Source organism: Allocatenococcus thiocycli, from assembly GCF_921292965.1.
Lineage (GTDB): Bacteria > Pseudomonadota > Gammaproteobacteria > Enterobacterales > Vibrionaceae > Vibrio > Vibrio natriegens.
In genome coordinates this window covers 71,828-87,379 of record NZ_CAKLCK010000008.1, presented here as the reverse complement: position 1 = coordinate 87,379, position 15,552 = coordinate 71,828, and the positions used below count along the sequence as shown (strand labels likewise).

The following is a 15,552-nucleotide window of genomic DNA, read 5'->3' as shown; positions in this document are numbered from 1 at the left end:
AAATGCAGGGTTACTCATTGAAAAATATTTTTATTTCATCATTCTCTTTGAATAATCTATTGATAAAATTTTGGATACCGAACAAAACATGGAGGGATACATGGCTGAATCGTTGGGCATTTTAGGCGTAGGACATCTTGCTAGCTATACGGTGGCAGCACTTCGTCGTGCTGGGGACAAGCGAAGGATAGTGTTATCACCTCGCAATCAGGAGCGAGCAAAGTTTCTCCAATCCTCCTATGGTTGTGATATAGCCTTGAGTAATCAGGATGTTATAGATGAATGTAAGGTTGTTTTACTCGCGGTACGTCCTGACCAGTTGAAAAATTTAGTCGCTGAAATAGTCCCTACCTCAGATCATTTGCTTATTTCATGCATAGCGGGAATTTCACTGCAACGATTGCAAGCTCTACTACCCAATACAACCGTTGTCAGAACACAACCTTTAGCATCGGTAGAGGTTGGTGAAGGCGTCGTGCCTTTGTTTCCTCAAAATTCTACCGCGCAGTCGATACTTAATCCGATAGGAAAGTTAATGGTGTTTGATTCTGAAGCAGACTATGACCTTGCAGGTGTTGCAGCTGTTATGAACGGGGTTGTGTTTGGTTTTATGGCGGAATTAAGTGCGTGGTTTCAGAGTAAAGGATTGACAGTTGAGCAGTCGAGAGCGCTTGTGACTCATACATTACGAGGGGCAACGGGATTAGCCGATTATAAGCTTGAGCAAAGCCTCAGCGATATTAATAATTCGATTGCGACACCTGGCACATTTACTCTTACAGCTCAGGAGATTATTCAAGCTGAAGGGGGCTTTAAGGCCTGGCTGAAGGCATGTGAAGATATTCAACGTCAATTTAGCGAATAACATCAAAACAACGCACGATGCTGCCTGGCTTTTCTTCCATTGAAAAGCCTGCTTCGGTACGGGAAGTATAATTTTATATATACTTTTTATTGCTAAATTTAAAATATCAGCTTGCTTTCAGTACTATTTATGTTGTTTGAATAACCACTCACGTACACCGTCTATCGAATAGGCATACTGCCAAGCATAAGTATGACTTCTCCAGATGTGAAATTAATATCACCTACCGAAGTAGGTGATTGGCAAATAGAATAATTAAATTTAGGAAAATATGCGAAGTTCTGTTTGTACCTATTAAGTAGTTCCTATAACTCCTTGCCAGCTAAAAACTCTTTCCATCGCATTGTCATATTTGCTCCCAAAGAAAGGAATGGCTCAGGAGGTAACTTTTTAGGCATTTCATGTTGTATAAACTCTTGAAGATTAGGTGAGCTTTTTAATACCGCTAGTTCTGCTGCCATCATGCCAGATAACGTTCCGTGAACTGTGCCCAGACCATTTTGACAACTCGCAGAAAACACTCGGGGTTCTACTTCACCAAAAGCCGGAACCGAATTCAACGATAAACATAGTCTGCCGCCCCAACGGTATTCCATATCGACGCCTTTCAGCATCGGAAATCGGTTTTTGAATGACGTATCTTGTAATAGTTGAGCGCGTTCCATATTACTCTTTGACGCGACAATCGACTGATTCAATGTAGCCTGATTTCGGATAATAATACGATCCCCAGAGCCCTGGTAATCAGAAATCCGTCGAACAGTCGTGCCTAATGGGTCAGCTGGTAGAACCCCCCAGTCCGAGGCGCCCCCCAACTGGGATACTTCTTTAGAAGTGAGTTTTCGAGTCATCGAAGCATAGGTGAAAACATGCAATAATTGGCGAGGATAAAAACCAAACGATTGAATATGACCATTGACAGCAAGTATGACATGTTTTGCAGAAACATTGCCTTTAGGTGTTTTTAATACATGCATGTCACCCAGTGTCATTTCGAGAACCGGACTGTTCTCATAAATATCCACTTTGCCCTGTAACGCAGCAGCACTTTGATGAATAAAAGCGGCAGGTTGAATCATCACAGCGCCAGGCGTGAATAACCCCTGAGAATAGAAATCTGTACCAGTCCATTTTTTTAAATCAGTGTCAGATAAGCGCTCATATTTTTCGTTTAACGCATCAAGGTGTTTTGTATAAGCACTTATGTGCTTTTGTCCTTTTTCAGTGCATGCTGCCGTTACCTTTCCACACTGATCAAATATCTTTTTGTCAAATTCGTATTCCGCTGCAAGTTCTTTAGCGAAATCGATCGCAACTCGGTTTAATTTAATTTTCCTAAGATCATCGGTCATTCCGCCAGAGTAGGTTTCCGAGTTCAGTTCGTGTGGTAAATCAATCATGAACCCGCTGTTTCGTCCCGCAGGCCCATGAGCTAAACGATTTGCTTCCAAAACCGCGATGCGTTCGCTAGTACCCAGTAACTGACTGAGTCGACGAGCCGCCGCGAGTCCAGCGAAGCCTCCTCCAACAATGACCCAGTCATAGCAATGGTTTTTGTCAATCGAAGAGTAGGAAGCTTGTTTTCCCAAAATTGAATTCCAAGCCGCTTCACCCATATCCGTTGGCAATTTTTTTACATTAACATTTTTTTGCATACGTATATCCTTTTCGCATGCTAGCTTTACAAACCCTTGCTCAGTGACCACGAACTGCGGCCACTGAGCAAACTCTGTTTAAGGGATTAATAGACAATTACAGGTCGTGGGTCAGATCAACCCAAATGGTTTTCAGTTCTGTATATTGATCATGAGCGTGCAAAGAGTTGTCTCTGCCACCAAACCCAGATTGCTTATAACCGCCAAACGGGGTGGTAATATCACCTTCACCAAAGCAGTTTACGGTTACGGTACCAGCTTTGATCGAACGTGCAGCACGTAATGCACGACCACTATTGGAAGTAAACACTGAAGCAGCTAAACCATAGCTGGTCTCGTTGGCGACTTTTATCGCCTCTTCAACGGAATCTACGGTTATAACAGATAAGATTGGGCCAAATATTTCCTCTTGTGCTATATCATCTAGATTACTTACACCATCAAAAATAGTGGGCTCGATAAACACGCCATCGTGGCTATTGCCACCGGTTAGAATGGTATAACCTTTCTGCTTGCCCATTTCTAAATAACTCATCACTTTGTCAAAGTGGCGGCTATCAATCATGGCTCCCAATTGGTTTTCTGGATGAATAGGCGACCCCATTTTCCATTGTTCAACTTCTTTAAGGATATAGTCCAACAGCTCTTGCTTAACGTTAGACTGAACTATTAAGCGAGATGCAGCGGAGCAATTTTCACCCATGTTCCAAAATGCCGCTGCGCATACATGCTGTGCTACTTTTTCTAAGTTTTCTGCGTCATCAAGAACAATACAAGGATTCTTGCCACCGAGTTCTAGAACCACTTTTTTCAAGTTTGACTCAGCGGAATATTGTAGAAAACGTCGCCCGGTTACCGTTGATCCTGTAAAAGTTATCATATCTACATCAGGGTGGCGTCCAAGTGGCTCACCGACATCAGCGCCAGATCCTGTCACTACACTAAAGACACCACTAGGAATACCTGCCTGGTGAGCAAGCTCAGCAATACGAATTGCTGTCAATGACGTTTGCTCTGCTGGTTTAACGACTATTGAACAGCCAGCAGCTAAGGCCGGAGCGATCTTCCATCCGAGCATTAATAAAGGGAAGTTCCACGGTAAAACAGCCCCTACAACACCAATTGGCTCACGAACAATCATAGCCATAGCATCTGAACCAACAGGTGCAGTTTGGTCGTAAATTTTATCGATAGCTTCTGCGTGCCAATCCAAAGTGTGGATAAACTCAGGAACATCTATAGTGACACAGTCTTGAATCGGCTTACCCGAGTCCAAGCATTCCATAACCGCGAGTTCTGAGGCGTGTTCAGCTACCAGTTTGGTAAATTCTTTTAGAATTGACTTGCGTTCTTGGGGATGTAAGAGACTCCACCCACCATCATCAAAGGCTCTTTTTGCCGCCGAAACCGCTTTGTTTACATCGACTTCGTCACATGATGATACCTGAGCGATGACTTCACCGGTTGCTGGATTAGACGTGGTATAGGTTCTGCCTGAAACAGCAGCACAATATTTACCATCAATAAAACTCTGTGTCGGTACTGACAATCGTTTAGCGATATCAAGATAATCTCTAGGGGTAAGTAATTCTGACATATTCATCCTCCTTGATGCTCAGTTTCTATTAAAGTGAAGAAATAGCTGTTTTGAGAGTACTTACCACGTCAGCGAGCTGGCTTTTTTCTGCTTCCGTCAAACCTTGAAGTGGAGCGCGTACCTGACCTGCAACACGACCATCAATTTCTACGCCTTGCTTAACACACTGAATGAACTTTCCGCCCTGCTCTAGAACACTCATCAATGGCATCATTGCGGCCATTATCTTGCGTCCTTTTACAAAATCTTTTTCAACGACACACGCTTCATACATTGCTAGGTGTTCACCGGGTAAGAAGTTTGAACCTGCACATACCCAGCTTTGGCATCCCCATGCGAAGAACTCCAACGCTTGATCATCCATACCACATGATACCTGCAACTCAGGGTAATCACTAACCAACATGTGTAGACGGTTAATATCACCTGAGCTTTCTTTAATAGAGACAAAATTCGAAGACTTAGAGAAAACAATATCGAAGAATTCTTTCTCCATGTTTACGCCCATGCGGTCTGGATAGTTGTAGAGCATAACTGGTAGATTGGCAGCTTTATCCACATTGAGAGCGTGAATGGCCAGTTCTTCTTGAGTCAGAAGTGAGTATGGAGGAGTCGCGACTAAAATAGCGTCCGCTTGGTACTTTGCTGCTGCTTCCGCCAAGATAATAGAGTCTTCTGGGTTAATTGAGCCTGTACCAAACACAACATGAACGTCATTTGAAGCCAATTCTTTTGCTACTTGTAAAAGCTTAATACGCTCATCCAGTGATTCTACATAGTACTCGCCTGTCGTTCCGCCAATTACAAGCCCCTGAACACCTGCGTTTACTAAATATTTGATTTGGTTTGAATAAGCCTCAAAGTCAATGCTGCCATCGTTACTAAAAGGTGTGATAACCGGTGTATATATGCCAATAAATTTCATGAGTTTCGCCTTTGTTTAATTAATCCAGAAGTCGTTAAATCAACAATGAATAGTTGATCTAAAACACCACCAAACAGTAACCAAACCTTAACAAAGCAACAAACAACGTTTTTGACCGAGAATTAATAACATTACGTTATGGATACGCTTATATCCCGTGTGTTTACCCTTGGAAATTCAAGTTCAATCCCAATAAATACAGAACTTTTAGTATTTTTAGAATTGATGACGCATATAGAGCATTGAGGAAAAGCTAAAAGAAAGGAGCTTTCATTTCATTGTCAGTCCATTTGTTACAAGCGTAGAAGAACGTTGCAAGTAGATTTAAGTCCTACTGAATTACTGGATAAAGAAAAGTAAGGGAAGGTTCAACTGCCCCTATATTAGAAGGTGCTATATCTAAAGAATAAAGGGGCATAGGCTTTTCAGAGATAAAGAAAAGCCTTTTGTGTTTGGTAGAAATTAAATCACTTTAGATATGAAAGGTAGGTTTCGGGACTTATCTTGCCAAGGTAGACCATAGCCTACCAGCAGTTCATCACTTTTCATTTCATAAGCAAAGTATTGAGGAACTGGAATATCTACTCGACTGGGTTTCACAAACAGTGTTGCTATTGATAAAGACTTAATATCAAAATTGTTGATTAAATGCTCAGTCAGGCGTTTCATTGTCCCTCCGGATTCAATCGCATCATCAATCAAAATGACATCTCTTCCCTTAATATTGATGTTCTGATGATACTCAATTTTGGAACGATTGTTTCTATCTCCGGGGGTATGCGGGCAAGATATATAGTCCATACTGATATCAAAAGATAACTGGCGGACAAGGTCAGCCGTAAATAATATTCCTCCAGGGACAACGGTAATCACGACAGCATCATCGAATCGTTGATGAAGCTTTTGAGCAACCTGTTTTACTCCTTCCTGAATCTGAGCTTCATTCAATACCACGTCACCAACATATGGATATGTTTTCATTATTTCGCTTCCTTCGCTTCTGGTGTAGTGACCGATGAACATTGAAGTTCGCGAATAATGCGAGCGGGATTACCACCAATGACCAGATTGTCACCAAAACTCTTAGTGACCACACTTCCGGAGGCAACAACCACATTGTTGCCCAAAGTGACACCAGGGTTTATCGTCGCATGCCCACCTATCCAGCAATCATTTCCTATGTGAATCGGCTTTGCAGACTCTAGCCCACTAGCTCGCTCAATTGGGTCGAGTGGATGTGTCGCGGTATAGATCCCCACTTGGGGCCCCAGCAGGCAGTTATCGCCAAAGTGTACTTCGGCACAGTCCAGAATGACGCAATCGTAATTGGCGAAAAAATTGGAGCCAACATAGATATTGCAGCCGTAGTCGCAATAAAAGTTTTGATGAATCGAGATATTGTCACCCGCTTTGCCCAGTAAGCTTGTCAGTAGCTTCAAACGGCTTTCTTCTTCCTCAAAGGAAGAATGATTAAATTTATCAATCAATTTCCTCGCCCGGGCACGCATTAGACTCAAATTGTTATCACTTGGATTATATAGCTCTCCAGAGAGCATTTTCTGAAATTCACTCACAAATCATTACCTTGCCTAAATTGAAAAAACTGAGGTGATGCGATTAATACTTTCACTTATGGACAAAGATTGCCGTTTTATCGAATTCACTATAACGCCGTCATCGGTAGTACTCACAAGCAAATTTTCGTCACTGGGAAGACGAGAACTGGTTGGTTCTTTTCTACTTTGAATAACAACCATTGGAATATCGCCACAGAGTTGTGACTCAAATAATGAGGAATCCAGGTAAGGATTATTGCCAGTGGACACGTGAACAATCCCTTCACACCTCTGCTCTATCAATGTCTGAAAGGCTTTCAAACGAGAGAAGTGTTCATGTTTGTCATTCAACATTATCAGTGGTTTATTCAATTGACTCATTCTCTCCAAGAGCTGAGAAAGAAACTCTGTAACAACAGGCGCATTATTCAGGCTCTCAGAAATGATAACTCCTATCACTGAATTCTTTTTTGTTGTAAGTGCTCTTGCGAGCACATTGGGACGATAGCCAAGTTCCTCCAATGCAGCTGTTACTTTTTGAGCCACTTTAGGAGAAACCGCGAAGCCGTTCACCACTCTTGATACACTTGCTTTAGAAACTCCCGCATAATTTGCAACGTCCTGCATCGTTACCATTGCACAACTCTCCATACAAATTGACTATCTTTAGTTTGTCAAACCATCAAGTATTGCTCGGAAGGAAGCATACACAAAAGCAAACACAAATGAACGCTTTAGGGCAAAATAAATGTTCAAATATTGATATTAATGTTCATTTGTGTTTTTATTGTTTAGGTAAAGCCGATTAAATTAATGGGAAATGCAATAATGATTAAACTGATTATCACTGATATGGATGGCACTTTTCTAAACAGTCATGGGGATTACAACCGTGAATTGTTTCAGGAGGTGGTCACCTGCATGCAGGAGCATGGTGTGACATTTGCCCCTTGCACTGGCAAGCAAGTTGAACGTGTTGAAGAACTATTTGGTGAGCAAAGCAAAGATTTTTGGATACTCGGAGACAGTGCTACTCGTATCAAACACAAGGGAGAATTTATTTATCAATCTCTTCTCAACAATACGTTAGGTCTTAATATCATTCAGCAATTAGAATCTATCGAAGGTTCACATATTGTGATTGCATGTACTCCTGAATTTGCAGCCATCAAACGAGATACACCCGAGCATTTACGCACCTTAGTGAGACGTTCTTATGCCGAGGTAAAACTGGTCGATTCATATGAAGATATTGATTCTGACTTCGTTAAGATCACTGTTTATGATGAGAATAAACAGTGCCCAACAATCCGTCCTCAGCTTTCTCACTTTGACGAACAAGCCTATATCGTTGTTTCGGAAGCCGCATGGATCGATATTGCGAATGCAGGCGTTCACAAAGGAACCACCGTTGAAAGGCTACAATCCATCGTCGGAGCGACGGAAGCTGAAACCATGGTATTTGGGGATGGATTCAATGATATTGAGCTGATGGAACGTGCTCATTTTAGCTTTGCTATGCGTAATGCTTTTGAGGAAACGAAAGAGGCGGCAAACTATATTACCCGTTCGAATGATGAGGATGGTGTAATGCACACGATTTTACAGTTCCTAGCACTCCAAAGAAAATCATAATCGGTCTCTTTAAGTGGGCGTGACGAAAGGCGTAACCACTTAAATCTCGAAATTCGACAAGTGTAAACGAACAGATATGAACATAAAGCGTGTTTGTTTATAATGATTGCCTTAGCTCATGAATAGAAAATGATAATGGAAAAATTTTCACCAGAAGAACGTCATCAGTTAATCCTGAATTTACTGGAATCTCATAACAAAGTAATGGCGACCGATTTAGCCGTGCAACTTGGAACAACCGAAGCCACTATTCGTCGAGATTTACGTTTTCTTGCCAATGAAGGATTGTGTAAACGAATTCATGGTGGAGTACTGTCTCTCGTACCACCGACAGGGACACAAGAGCAACGCCTAGGAAACAGAAATAGCGAAAAACAAGCTCTAGCGCTAGCAGCATTAACCATTATCAAAGCCGAACAAGTCATTTTCTTAGATGCCAGCAGCACTCACATGTTGCTCGCAAGCCTGTTGCCTAACGATATAGGCTTAACTGTCGTGACTAATAGCCCTGCGATAGCTACCCGACTACTGGAAAGACAACATATTCGCACCATTCTTATCGGTGGTGAGCTTAATTATGCAGTTGGCGGTGCCATAGACATTACAGCCGTAGAAGCATTAAGCAAATTTCGATTTGATCTCTGTTTTATGGGGATTTGTGGTTGGTCATCAGAAGCGGGGTTCAGCGCTATTCACTATCAGGATGGTGAATTCAAACGCCATGCAGCGTCTAAAGCTGGAGCTATTGTTACGTTGTGTACTGAGGACAAAATTGAGGCATTAGCCCCGTACCCATTTATGACGTCTGAAGATGTTGATTATTTAATCTGCTCTCCAAACAATACCGTCGCAAAAGACTATTTCAGCCAACTAGACTGCACCGTAATTACCAGCAATCCTCTTTAGCGGAAAACTCCAAGACTTCTAAGGTTGATATGCAGACAGCCATTCGGATAACTTGAATTAGGTCAAACTGCAACCTTAGAAATTCAGCATCAGAACAGTCCTGAGAAGCTTTGGGGCAAAGGTGAGTTTGTCCAAGGAGGCTCAGGCATAGCCCTGGATTTAAGTGAACATGAATTAGTCGTCCTGACTAAGAAGGTAGGCTTAGTCTTCAGGCTTTATATCAAAACTCGTAAATAAAGCCTTAGATGCCCACTCCAGCCCTAATTCACCTGTACTCACGCTTTTGCTGTGCATCGTAACTGATTTGCTTACCTACATTCTTTAATTGCACCCCTACCTTATTAAACGCCTTTTGGATAGTTGTTGAGACATGCTGGTGCCCCTCTCCCGCTAAAAAGTTTGCTCTATCTTGATTCGTTTCAAATACGCAGACTATTTCTAAGCTTTGTGGAAAAGAAGAGAATTTGACCGTATGAGTCACCCAAAGAAAACCATCGTAGCCTTTTAACGTATCTTCACAAACTTCGGTCAACACATCTCTAATTAGATTCTCTACCTTCTTATCTGATTTACGCATGAAGTAAACTTCCTATTTAACACCTTTAAAAAGGTTTCAGTCTACATTGTCTTAAACGATATTGGGCAGTGGAATTTAGTCAACAGCCTGTTGACCAAATTATTCTTATGAAGATTTACAATTTAAAGAATCAGAACGTAATATGGCTTTCCTCACTACAGAACAAATCCGCGATTTACTTTCACTCGTAGGCCAACACGAACGAACTGACATGCTCGAAATTGTTAAGCTGTGTTTATCCACTGGTGCGCGTTGGAACGAAGCGGCACAATTAAAAGGCAGCCATTTTATGATGAACGGCGGCAACATTCTGGTTCTGCGCGATGTACTAGGCCACGCTGATATCTCGATGACAATGCGATACGCACACTTCGCTCCCGACCATTTATCTGAAGCTATTACCCGTAACCCTCTTAGCAATTTATAGCCTGTCGCCACAAAATTTTTAGAGCTCTGTCGCCACTTCGTCGCCACTAGGCAAATTTAGGGCAAAAAAAGAGCCGTAAAATACGGCTCTTAACTCTTCGATTTTTCCGATATTCAGTCGATTTACTCTTTACCGAATACGTTGTTCTCTTGCTCTTGCACGCGGATGAAAGTCGTACGCTTCGTTAGCTCTTTAAGCTTTGCTGCGCCTACGTATGTACAGGTTGAGCGCACGCCACCAAGGATGTCTTGGATAGTGCCGTGAACACTACCACGGTATGGCAATAGTACGGTTTTACCTTCAGCTGCACGGTACTTAGCCACACCACCTGAGTGCTTGTCCATAGCCGACTGAGAAGACATGCCATAGAATTTCATGAAGGTTTTGCCATCTTTCTCGATAACTTCACCGCCTGACTCTTCGTGACCAGCCAGCATACCACCAAGCATAACGAAGTCTGCACCGCCACCGAATGCTTTAGAAACGTCACCCGCGCAAGAACAACCACCATCACCGATGATCATACCGCCAAGACCGTGCGCCGCATCACCACATTCGATGATTGCAGAAAGCTGCGGGTAACCAACACCGGTTTTAACGCGTGTCGTACAGACTGAACCTGGGCCAATACCCACTTTAACGATGTCTGCGCCAGCAAGAATTAGCTCTTCACACATGTCACCAGTAACAACGTTACCAGCAGAGATAACTTTGTCTGGGAATTCTGCGCGTACGCGTTCTACATACTCAACGAGGTGCTCTGAGTAACCATTGGCGATATCAACGCAGATGAAAATGAACTCATCAGAAAGTGCCATGATGTCTTTGGTTTTTTGGAAGTCTGCATCCGACGTACCGGTAGACACCATCACGTTGTTCAGCGTTGCTTTGTCTGCTGATTTCGCAAACTCCGCCCAATCTTCCACTGTGTAGTGCTTGTGCACTGCTGTCATTACACCATGCTCAGCTAACGCAGTAGCCATTTCAAAGCTACCAACCGAGTCCATGTTCGCTGCAATTACAGGCACACCAGACCATTGACGACCACTATGCTTGAATGTAAAATCGCGGGTTAAATTTACTTGAGAACGGCTTTTAAGGGTAGAACGTTTCGGGCGAAACAGTACATCTTTGAAACCTAACTTAAGTTCTTGTTCGATACGCATTGTGTAATTCCTTGATTCATATGTCTATGTGTCATCTCAGAGTGCGTAGTGAAGTCGTTGGCAGACGAGTTCACTGTTCTTCGGACACAAAAAAAACCGGAGCGTTGGCAGACGCTCCGGTTTTCAGCATTATAGGCTGTGATTTATTTCCTACAAGTCTGATATTTGAAATTTTTTTGTGTTACCATCTTGAAAATCGCATATCAAAAACACCTCTAAAACCATCAAATCTTTTTCTTATTTAACAAATTCAACAAGTTAAGATAACGCAATTCTAAATCGATTGCGCAAACCGTTGCGTCTCAGTGACCAGATTCAGACGTTTCATATCTCAAATCCATCAAATTCCACGCAAGTAACAGCGTAATCGGCAGCTTGAAATACAAAGATTTTCACAAAATCGGACCAAAATTTCATGGATTCATGGCAACGCGAAGCGTTTCTACGACATCACTGGCTAACAACCCTCGCTCTCCATATTGGCTCACATTGATATCCGCCGCGTGGCTATGGATCATAACGCCTAATCTGGCAGCGATAGAGATTGGTATACCTTTCGCCAGCAACGCACCAATAACACCGGAGAGCACATCTCCCATTCCTCCGCTTGCCATCCCCGAATTACCAGCCAGACAGACATACATTCGTATGCCATCATAAATGAGCGTCCCAGCGCCTTTCAGTACCACCACGCCACCAAATCGTTCGTGCAACTGCCTAGCGGCTGAATACCGGTCACGTTCAACGTCTTGCGTGGTCACATTTAACAAACGCGCGGCTTCTCCCGGGTGAGGTGTCATCACTCGTTGGTTGTCACACACCAACGTGCCATCGTAACGCTGACTGAGCATCGCCAGTATATTCAACCCGTCGGCATCGACGACTTTGGGTTTATGCGGCTGTGACAAATATTGATACGCTTGGTATGCCCACTCATCGTCGCCAAACCCAGGGCCAAAAACTAACGCATCAGCCCATCTAATTCGCTTAGTGAGTTCATTTTCGGTATTCCGCAACTCATCAGCGGTAATACTTTGGCTCATCACTTCCGGGCAAGCGATTTGCAGTGGCATTAGGCTCGTTGGATGGGTTATCCCTGCAGTCAGTCCCGACCCACTGCGCACAGCAGCCGAAGCACAGAAGCGAATCGCACCAGACATTCCAAGATTGCCACCGACACAAAGCAATTTACCGTTATCGCCTTTGTGAGCGGTTGGTTTTTGTGGAGGTAAAAGTCGAGGGATGACCTGGTGATCGATACCTAACGCACTCTCCTCTTCTATAGAGTCAAACTCTACATTGACGCCCAAGCCACGAAAGTGCAATTCACCCACATGACTTCTCGCCTGGGCCGTCACTAAACCTTGTTTGACACCGATAAAAGTAACCGTGTGGTTTGCGTATATGGCATCACCTAACACAGAGCCAGTGTTAGCGCATAATCCTGAGGGAATGTCGACCGAAATAACCGGACACCGAATTTGGTTAATTTGCTCAATATAGCGGCGATACTCTTTTCTCACTTCACCGCTCAACCCTGTCCCCAGTATTGCGTCGATGATGACATCCGCTTCAAGTAATGCGGTGTTCCAGTCATCCCAGCTGCTGTTTTGGCCATCAACGGTTTGCCAATCTTCGTAAGCACAGCGAGCATCGCCAGTAAGCGAAGAAGTATCTCCAAGCTGAAATACCTTCACATTGAGTTGGGCTTGCTTAGCGAGAGAAGCAAAAACATAACCATCTCCACCATTATTGCCTTTACCGCAAACGACCAATACATTCTTTGCTCTGGGGTAGAGATGCAGAAATTGCTCGTAAACGGCCATCCCAGCTCGTTGCATCAAGCTATACATTGAAACGCCAGCCATCTGCGCAGCAATCACTTCACCATTTTTGACTTGTTCTGCTGTATAAAGTTTTAAAGCAAGATTAAAGTCCATAACCACATTCTTCGTCACAAGCACACAAAATAAGTATACAAAAAAGGCACCCAATGTGGATGCCTAATACAATTATTGATGCTGTGAGGGCGCTCTATGGCACACCGTGTCCTTTAGATGCAACCCAAACGCGATACCACTGTTCACGAGTCAACTCGATGTTTAATGCATCAACAGCCGTTTGAACGCGCTCAATCTTACCAGAGCCAATAATTGGGATTGGATTAGAAGGCAGGCGACGAACCCAAGCGTAAATCACCTGATCAATACTGGCCGCACCGACTTCCTCACGAATGGCTTCTAGCTCATTACGTACACGAATCGCCTGTTCACTATCGCCGCTGAAAATAGAGCCACCACCTAAGCAAGACCAAGCCATTGGACGAGTGCGCAACATTTGCATCTGATCCAACGTACCATCGTGCGCAACCTCAAAGTTAAGTGGGTTGATTTCCACTTGGTTTGTCACGAGTGGTTTGCCCAAACGCGATTGCAACAACTCGAACTGACGCGGCGTAAAGTTTGAGACACCAAAGTGTTTCACTTTACCCACTTTATGCAGCTCTGAAAATGCTTCTGCCACTTCGTCAGCGTCCATCAAAACGTCTGGGCGGTGAATAAGCAGAACGTCGATTTCGTCGACATTTAAACGCTCAAGTGAGTTGTTCACCGATTGGTAAATGTGCGCAGAACTCGTGTCGTAATGGTTGATTTTACGCTCTGGCGTTTTATCACCACATAAGTTGATATCACACTTGGTTACGATCTGAATGTGTTCACGAACGCTTTTGTCCAACGTTAATGCTTCACCAAACAGCGCTTCACACTCGTAGTTACCATAAATGTCGGCGTGATCAACCGTCGTAATACCTAGCTCCACATGTTGCTTAAGGAAGGTCAAACGCTCTTGAGCCGTCATTCCCCAATCTACAGCGCGCCAATATCCTTGAACCAGTTCTGAAAATTCTGGGCCACTTGGTGCAGTCACTACTTTTGCAACCATTGGTTCTCTCCTTTATTTAATCTGTTTTCATCCTAGTCTTGTTTTCGCGCTGTCTCAACGGGTAAACTTTCGCAATTCGAACTGGAGTACGAAATATGTCTTTTGCCCAACGATTATCGACTTTAATTGGCGAAGAAAGCATCAGCGGGTTTGCACGCCGTGTTGAAGTGTCAGAAGCCTTGATTAGAAAATATTTAAAAGGTAGTGAACCGAGCCTAACAAAAGCGAACCAAATTGCGATGCGAGCAAACTGCTCTCTTGAATGGTTGGCTACAGGGTGCGGGTACCTTTATCGCCGCGCTGAAGTGGTGGATTTGGAGGCGTATAAAGTCGCTTTTCAACACGTGATGAACGAAACACTGCCAGAAGATGAGCAAGAGATACATCGTAAACTTATCGCTGGTTACCAATATCTGCGCTCACATAAAAAAGCAGATGGCTTTTTAGATGAGTCTGCGATGGCAACGTTTCTCTCATTACATCATGAGAACAAAAATCAGCACGAGCCTAAAAGCGCGTAACTCGAAGCGTGATCATTTCACCATCACTAATCAGCGACACCGCCAAACTTGGAGACGCTGATTGAAACTCACTTGATCTTACCCACTGAATTCTCCGATTGGCTTCTGGTGGGTAACGATTCATCATTAAGATGACTTCTTTATCTACATCGTCTGCTGACTTATTTTTCAGCGAGCTAAGCACATCCATTTCTTGATCATCAAAATGGATACTTTTTATTACCAAGCCATCTTTTCTTAAGTTAAGAATTAGGTCGTTCCAGCTCTGCCATTGGAATTGCGCCAAAAAAACAAATTCTGCCGTTTCCTGACGTAAAATAATTTCACCGTACAAATGCTGGTGGTAGTAGCTAAATTCGTCTAAACAAAGCGTATCAACAGACGGTTCCGAATCGTTCCATTCGGTATCACACCGATACCAAAGGCCACCTTTTTGAATGGTGCTTTTTACCTGATCCAAGGGTTGATCAGACAATACGCTGTGCCACCAATGATTATCCATCGCCAAGGTGGACTGCGGCAATAAAGCACTACAAAAGGAAATTAAGAAAAGGGTTAAGAAACGCATTGGGTTTTATCAAGGCAGCAACAGTTGGCAAAACATTAACGTGGAATGAAAAATTATCAAGCAGGGTGCAATAAATAAACTCTAAAAATTCAAGATGACAGACATTAAGAAGGCGCACATTTCAAGTGCGCCTCTACCTCGTTACTCAATCGTGAGTGTGCGAATCGGGAAGTCTACAGATGCATCCCAAACTTAAAACGAGGAATTACCG

At 43.3% G+C, this 15,552-nt stretch carries 15 protein-coding genes and 1 pseudogene; 5 read left to right on the top strand and 11 right to left on the bottom strand.

Translation table 11 applies throughout. From position 1 onward, the window contains the following. Nucleotides 1-100: 100 nt before the first annotated feature. A complete protein-coding gene (locus L9Q40_RS04340; RefSeq protein ID WP_498792232.1) occupies nt 101-865 on the top strand; it encodes an NAD(P)-binding domain-containing protein in 765 nt (254 codons plus the stop codon). A gap of 305 nt (nt 866-1,170) precedes the next feature. On the opposite strand, the gene L9Q40_RS04335 is transcribed toward L9Q40_RS04340, so the two are convergent. The 6 genes from L9Q40_RS04335 to L9Q40_RS04310 all read right to left on the bottom strand — a co-directional run bounded on the left by L9Q40_RS04335 (nt 1,171) and on the right by L9Q40_RS04310 (nt 7,234). Further along, a complete protein-coding gene (locus L9Q40_RS04335) occupies nt 1,171-2,520 on the bottom strand; it encodes an NAD(P)/FAD-dependent oxidoreductase (RefSeq protein ID WP_498792231.1) in 1,350 nt (449 codons plus the stop codon). 97 nt (nt 2,521-2,617) lie between these two features. Beyond that, complete coding sequence (locus L9Q40_RS04330; RefSeq protein WP_498792229.1) at nt 2,618-4,117, bottom strand: aldehyde dehydrogenase; 1,500 nt, start codon at nt 4,115-4,117, stop codon at nt 2,618-2,620. A 28-nt stretch (nt 4,118-4,145) separates the two neighbouring features. Continuing rightward, entirely contained in the window at nt 4,146-5,042 is an 897-nt protein-coding gene (locus L9Q40_RS04325) for a dihydrodipicolinate synthase family protein (protein ID WP_498792227.1), read from the bottom strand. 462 nt (nt 5,043-5,504) lie between these two features. Further along, a complete protein-coding gene (locus L9Q40_RS04320) occupies nt 5,505-6,023 on the bottom strand; it encodes a phosphoribosyltransferase (protein ID WP_422833879.1) in 519 nt (172 codons plus the stop codon). Further along, complete coding sequence (locus tag L9Q40_RS04315; RefSeq protein ID WP_327194646.1) at nt 6,023-6,616, bottom strand: sugar O-acetyltransferase; 594 nt, start codon at nt 6,614-6,616, stop codon at nt 6,023-6,025. Before L9Q40_RS04315 ends, L9Q40_RS04320 begins: the two co-directional genes overlap by 1 nt. A 15-nt stretch (nt 6,617-6,631) precedes the next feature. Then, on the bottom strand, nt 6,632-7,234 hold the full coding sequence (locus L9Q40_RS04310; RefSeq protein ID WP_422833875.1) for a LacI family DNA-binding transcriptional regulator: 603 nt from the start codon (nt 7,232-7,234) through the stop codon (nt 6,632-6,634). A gap of 192 nt (nt 7,235-7,426) precedes the next feature. On the opposite strand from L9Q40_RS04310, the gene L9Q40_RS04305 reads away from it, so the two are divergent. Together L9Q40_RS04305 and L9Q40_RS04300 are read left to right on the top strand one after the other, a co-directional pair. Continuing rightward, entirely contained in the window at nt 7,427-8,233 is an 807-nt protein-coding gene (locus L9Q40_RS04305) for an HAD family hydrolase (protein WP_498792224.1), read from the top strand. Between the two features lie 135 nt (nt 8,234-8,368). Beyond that, nucleotides 8,369-9,139, top strand: coding sequence for a DeoR/GlpR family DNA-binding transcription regulator (locus tag L9Q40_RS04300; protein WP_498792222.1), 771 nt, complete (start codon nt 8,369-8,371; stop codon nt 9,137-9,139). 265 nt (nt 9,140-9,404) lie between these two features. On the opposite strand, the gene L9Q40_RS04295 is transcribed toward L9Q40_RS04300, so the two are convergent. Then, nucleotides 9,405-9,716 (bottom strand): Fis family transcriptional regulator, encoded by a 312-nt coding sequence (locus L9Q40_RS04295; protein WP_268668758.1) that lies wholly within the window; start codon nt 9,714-9,716, stop codon nt 9,405-9,407. A 94-nt stretch (nt 9,717-9,810) separates the two neighbouring features. On the opposite strand from L9Q40_RS04295, the pseudogene L9Q40_RS04290 reads away from it, so the two are divergent. Continuing rightward, nucleotides 9,811-10,143 (top strand): annotated as a pseudogene (locus L9Q40_RS04290) (hypothetical protein); the annotation flags it as partial. A 122-nt stretch (nt 10,144-10,265) separates the two neighbouring features. Here the strand turns inward: L9Q40_RS04290 and L9Q40_RS04285 are convergent. The 3 genes from L9Q40_RS04285 to L9Q40_RS04275 form a co-directional block, all read right to left on the bottom strand. Next, complete coding sequence (locus L9Q40_RS04285; protein ID WP_014233825.1) at nt 10,266-11,309, bottom strand: GMP reductase; 1,044 nt, start codon at nt 11,307-11,309, stop codon at nt 10,266-10,268. A 413-nt stretch (nt 11,310-11,722) separates the two neighbouring features. After that, a complete protein-coding gene (locus tag L9Q40_RS04280; protein WP_498792218.1) occupies nt 11,723-13,249 on the bottom strand; it encodes an NAD(P)H-hydrate dehydratase in 1,527 nt (508 codons plus the stop codon). Between the two features lie 94 nt (nt 13,250-13,343). Next, nucleotides 13,344-14,252: an aldo/keto reductase gene (locus L9Q40_RS04275; RefSeq protein ID WP_498792216.1), complete on the bottom strand. Its 909-nt coding sequence runs from the start codon at nt 14,250-14,252 to the stop codon at nt 13,344-13,346. 95 nt (nt 14,253-14,347) lie between these two features. Here L9Q40_RS04275 and L9Q40_RS04270 point away from each other — a divergent pair, with 95 nt between their 5' ends. Then, nucleotides 14,348-14,773: an XRE family transcriptional regulator gene (locus L9Q40_RS04270; RefSeq protein ID WP_243977797.1), complete on the top strand. Its 426-nt coding sequence runs from the start codon at nt 14,348-14,350 to the stop codon at nt 14,771-14,773. On the opposite strand, the gene L9Q40_RS04265 is transcribed toward L9Q40_RS04270, so the two are convergent. Then, nucleotides 14,760-15,248 carry a hypothetical protein gene (locus L9Q40_RS04265; protein WP_498792213.1) on the bottom strand — a complete coding sequence of 163 codons (489 nt, stop codon included), beginning with the start codon at nt 15,246-15,248 and terminating at the stop codon, nt 14,760-14,762. The two genes, L9Q40_RS04270 and L9Q40_RS04265, sit on opposite strands and share 14 nt — an antisense overlap. Between the last annotated feature and the right edge of the window lie 304 nt (nt 15,249-15,552).